This window comes from Methanospirillum hungatei, assembly GCF_020216685.1.
GTDB classification, from domain to species: domain Archaea; phylum Halobacteriota; class Methanomicrobia; order Methanomicrobiales; family Methanospirillaceae; genus Methanospirillum; species Methanospirillum hungatei_B.
This window is the reverse complement of sequence record NZ_JAIWNS010000260.1, coordinates 1-4,944: the sequence shown is the minus strand read 5'-3', so window position 1 is coordinate 4,944 and position 4,944 is coordinate 1. Positions and strand designations below refer to the sequence as shown.

At 42.2% G+C, this 4,944-nt stretch carries 3 protein-coding genes and 1 pseudogene; 2 read left to right on the top strand and 2 right to left on the bottom strand.

The genetic code is table 11. The features are described from left to right. The coding region (locus LDL35_RS14485) for a SpoIIE family protein phosphatase (protein WP_304023717.1) at positions 1–1,487 on the top strand (1,487 nt) is incomplete at its 5' end. Positions 1,488–1,559: 72 nt separating this feature from the next. Here LDL35_RS14485 and LDL35_RS14480 read toward each other — a convergent pair. Beyond that, entirely contained in the window at positions 1,560–2,072 is a 513-nt protein-coding gene (locus LDL35_RS14480) for an HdeD family acid-resistance protein (protein ID WP_304023715.1), read from the bottom strand. A gap of 229 nt (positions 2,073–2,301) precedes the next feature. On the opposite strand from LDL35_RS14480, the gene LDL35_RS14475 reads away from it, so the two are divergent. Then, the gene (locus tag LDL35_RS14475) at positions 2,302–4,419 is read left to right on the top strand and encodes a sodium:proton antiporter (protein WP_304023714.1); all 2,118 of its coding nucleotides are present in this window, start codon (positions 2,302–2,304) and stop codon (positions 4,417–4,419) included. Positions 4,420–4,655: 236 nt separating this feature from the next. On the opposite strand, the pseudogene LDL35_RS14470 reads toward LDL35_RS14475, so the two are convergent. Beyond that, positions 4,656–4,944 (bottom strand): annotated as a pseudogene (locus LDL35_RS14470) (methyl-accepting chemotaxis protein); the annotation flags it as partial.

Below are 4,944 nucleotides of genomic sequence, written 5' to 3'. Positions count from 1 at the left end.
AGGATGTCACCGGAGTCCCTGCCTCTGAAATGCTTGGGAAAGGTGACTACGACTATTCCATTCCTTTTTATGGCGAACGAAAACCGATGCTTGCAAATCTCATTCTTCTCCCCGATGAAGAGGTTGAGAGACGATATAATCATATCATTCGTGAAGGTGACACCCTTGTTGTTGATATATTCATCCCAACATTCGGAAAGGATGGCACCTATTTCTGGGCCAAGGCTAGTCCGCTCTATGATGAACAAGGAACACGGTATGGTGCAATAGAAAGTATCAGGGATATATCTGCCCGGAAGAGGGCTGAGCAGGAATCGGAAATTTCCCGGAGAAGACTTGAAGAAATTATCAACTTTCTCCCTGATGCAACGGTGGTCATTGATACAAACGGAGTGGTTCAGGCATGGAACCATGCCATGGAACTCATTTCAGAAGTCCCGGCTTCAGACATGGTTGGGAGAGGAAATTATGAATATGCCCTTCCCTTTTATGGACAGCGACGGCCCATCCTTGCAGATCTTGTATTTCAGCCAATTGCAGAACTTGAAGAGAAATATTCACACATTGACCGTGAAGGAGATACCCTTATCGTTGATACCTTTCTTCCATTATCAGGAAGGGAAGGCAGGTTTGTCTGGGCGAAAGCAAGTCCACTGTATGATTTACATGGCAAAATCACAGGAGCTATTGAGACCATCCGGGACATCACCGACCGGAAGAAGATGGAGGAACGACTTGCAAGGTCGAAAGCTGAACTTGATATCGCCGCTGAAATTCAAAGAAGTTTTCTCCCTGACAGGATTCCTTCAATTCATGGCTTTGATGTTGCAGCGATCAGTGTGATGGCAAAAGAAGTCGGAGGAGATTTCTTTGATGTCATACCGATGGAACTTGTTCCTCTTCATCAGGGAACCTATGGGATTCTCATAGCCGATGTATCTGGAAAAGGAATTCCTGCGGCCTTATTTATGGCATTATCCCGGATTGTGGTCAGAGTCAATGCAATCTGGCACTCAGAACCTGCAAAGGCAATAGCATTGGCAAATAGCATTATTGCTCAGGATTCAAAGGCTGGGATGTCCGTTACCCTGTTTTATGGTATCCTCTCAGAACGGGATAGGAAAATGACATATGTCAATGCAGGACACAATCCTCCTCTCGTATACCGGGCAGGAAGTGATACCTTTGAAGAGTTATCGATGACTGGAATTGCCATCGGAGTTCTCGAAGAAGAAACATACGATCAGAGATCTGTACTGATTCAACCCGATGATATAATTGTTCTATATACTGATGGAGTCACGGAATCACTAAGTTCGTCACAAGAAATGTTTGGCGAAGAACGCCTGAAATCAATTATAAGGGAGAACAAATCCCTGACTGCAACCGGCATTCAGAAGAAAATATTCGATGAGGTCCAGAATTTTAGTAAATCAGAACCTCAATTTGATGATATTACTCTTCTTATCATCAAGGGAATGCCTTAATGTTGCTCTTATTATATCTCCCAGAAAATCTTATTCACCCGTTATGAATGATCTCAAGGAAAAAAAGTGGATTTATTTTTTCCAGTACATGAATGTCATTATCAGAGAGAGGATTCCTGAAATAATAAAGAATATTCCGAGTATCATAATGATAAGAGCCGTTCCTGCACCCGGATTTGTAAACAGGTAAATGCCAATAAGTAAGCTGATAACACCTGCAATACCGGTAAGGATGCGATGTTTTTCCCAGGTGATTGAAACTGCGTATGCAATGGTTAAAAGTCCATTCAGGGTAAGCCATAATGCAATCAGATATCCAATTGCAATTGTTGCAACATAAGGAGAGATGATAGCCAGTAGTCCGATAAGGATACTAACGAGACCTGATCCTAAAAGTATCATCTTTGGCGTCCCACCCTCTGCTGAAAGTGCCACACCTGCGGTCAGAATTCCAAATATAAGAAAAATTACTCCGACGATAAGAACAAGGAAGTCAAAAACTGCCGAAGGAGCGGTGACGGCAACTATACCGAATAAAAGTACCACGATGCTCAAGATGATTGCAAGGATCTTTTCAGTGTCCATATGTATGATAAAGAGCGGATCATGTATAAAAAGGATTTGATTAGGAGTGAAGTGATCAAACCCCTGTAATCTGGTTAGTCTAATCCGAATATCCAGATAAACCAGAATATGTGCTTGTATAAATATTATATCTTGAATTCTCTCTTAAATACCTGATATATAGAATTCAGGAACATGAGTGACACATCATTACTCATGAATACAAATTGAATACCAAGGATCTATATCTATGGAACATAATCTGATTATTGCCAATGAAATCATCATCATCTCTCTTCTTCTGGTCGCAATCATTGCTTCTATGACATTGCGGCACCTGAAGATGCCCTATACTATCGGACTGGTTCTGATCGGATATGCCTTCTCCGAATTTATCGTCCCTCATTTTGGTGCGTTAAAACCGATTGGCCCCTATTTTCCTGCGGTTGATATCATCCTATATATATTTCTCCCACCTTTGATCTTTGAATCTGCTATTGCAGTAAATACCAGGTTGCTCAATCGGAATCTCTTTCCGGTATTATGTCTTGCTATATTCGGCGTGATCATCTCTGCAGGGATTATCGGATATATGGTCTCATGGTATTTTGCAATCCCGCTCCTCTTTGCCCTTCTGTTTGGGGCACTTATCTCATCAACCGATCCGGTTGCAGTCATCTCCATCTTTAAAGAGGTGGGTGTTCCGAAACGATTACAGATACTTGTTGAAGGAGAAAGCCTCCTGAATGATGCCTGTTCCATCATAATGTTCCAGTTGGTGTTACTTCTGATAAGTCATCCGCTTCTGAAAAATGATCTGTCATTTTTGGAAACATCAGCTCTCTTTACCTCACAATTACTCACATCATTTGTCGGTGGAATCTTCATTGGAGTCATCGGTGGTCTCATCCTTCGGGCAATCATAAGAAGAACTCCCCTTCATTCACATATTCATCATACGGCAACGCTGGTTGCAGCATATCTGACATATCTGCTCGGTGATGAACTGGGATTTTCAGGAGTGATTGCAGTCGTCGCTTGTGGATTTATCACCGCCCAGGCAGCATCAGACTGGATAGGGCCTGATAGGCGTGAGGAGCTGAACCATTTCTGGGAGTATATCGGATTTCTTGCAAACAGTCTGATCTTCCTTCTTGTCGGCATTACCATTGCTTCATTACAAGATCTCTCTCTTCTCATCAAAGGAGGTATTGTGGGTATTCTTTTCCTCATCGGTGCAGTATTGCTTGCACGGCTTGTCCCGGTAGCAGGAACCTTTGCCATATTTAACCGGTTTACCAGACACAAGGTTCCTTTTTCATACCAGACGGTCTGTTTCTGGGGAGGTCTTCGTGGTGCCGTGGCAATTGCCCTGGTTCTCTCAATTCCGCTCTCCCTGCCGTTTCGGGATCTGATCATTGCGTTCTCTGTTCTCACGGTTCTGTTCAGTATCTTTGTCCAGGGTATGACAATCCGGCCACTCATTCAGTATATGGGACTTGGACAGTCCGGACTTCTTCGAAAATTTCATCAGTTATATGGAGATCTTGTCACCTCCAGGGCAGCAGAGTCCAGTCTTGAACAATCAAACCTGGCAGGGATCATTAATTCTGCCATCCTTGATGAATATATCAGAAAGTATCGTGAAAATTCTCAGAATACAGAACAAAAAGTTCATGAGTTCTGGCAGGAGGTACATCAGAATCCTGACAAAATGAGTGTTATCCGGCTTTTCTGGCTTGAGGCACTTCATTATGAACAGAAGCAATACCGCCAGCTCTATGATGACGGGCTCATTCTACCACCGGTATATGCTGAACTGCAGTATCAAACAACAATTCGGGAAGATCTCATTCAGTCAGGAAATTATCACCCGGAGATCCGTCTCTATGCACCGGGTTCCAGGTACAAAGTAAAAATTTTCCGGTTCCTAAAAGGAGCCTTCCCGAATAGCAAAATACTTCCATTGTATCAGAACCGAATAGACATTCATCTGATTTTTGCCTCAGTCGCGGTTTATATTGCTTCCTGTGCAACAATTGATTATCTTGAAAGCCTCTCAAAATGGGTATGTCTGGATCCTGCTGAAATTACGGACATAATTAATATTTATAAGAGATTTAAACAGAAATCACAGACATATCTTACTTCAGAAAAGGTCATCGGTTCACAAAACCTGCGATACGTGAGTGGGTACCTGGCAGAACGATCTGCAGGAGCAGGTATGATACACATGCTCATCCATCATATCGAAGAGGGAATCGGTGATGAAAAAACTCTGGGGCATATTATTGACAGGCTCATAAAGGAGAAATATAAAGCGAGGAAAAATGTGTTCCAGTCATGTGGGGATCAGATAGTCTCATAAACCTAAATTTTTACAAATCCCCTCTGAGGTCAGACAGGTAAGGTCTTTCTCAATAAAGCATTATCCGGAGGAGGAATAACTGATTTTTACTCATTACATCCATGTCTCAATCTGACTGGCATGAGATAGGGGATTGTGCAGGATATTAATGGGATATGGATGATTGAGGCAGCTTTGTATAGAGACCCTTCAAATGATTTTTTAGGAAAATGATCTCGGTAAAAAAAAAGATTTTTTTAAATTTCAAATTTATTCATTTCTTGGGAGATTTTCTGTAAGGAAGCTGATGCATCAGATATGGATCGTGACACCTGATCAATAGATGAACTTATCTCTTCGGTAGCTGCTGATGATGAAATTGCCTCCTGTGAAGTGTCTTTTGCAAGTACTTCGAGTTCATGAACACTAGCCGTTATCTCTTCAACACTTGCAGCCTGTTCCTGGGTATTCGCAGCAACATCACTGACCCGTTTTGATGCTATCTCAATTGAATCAGCAATATGTTCAAAGATGGTCATCATCTCC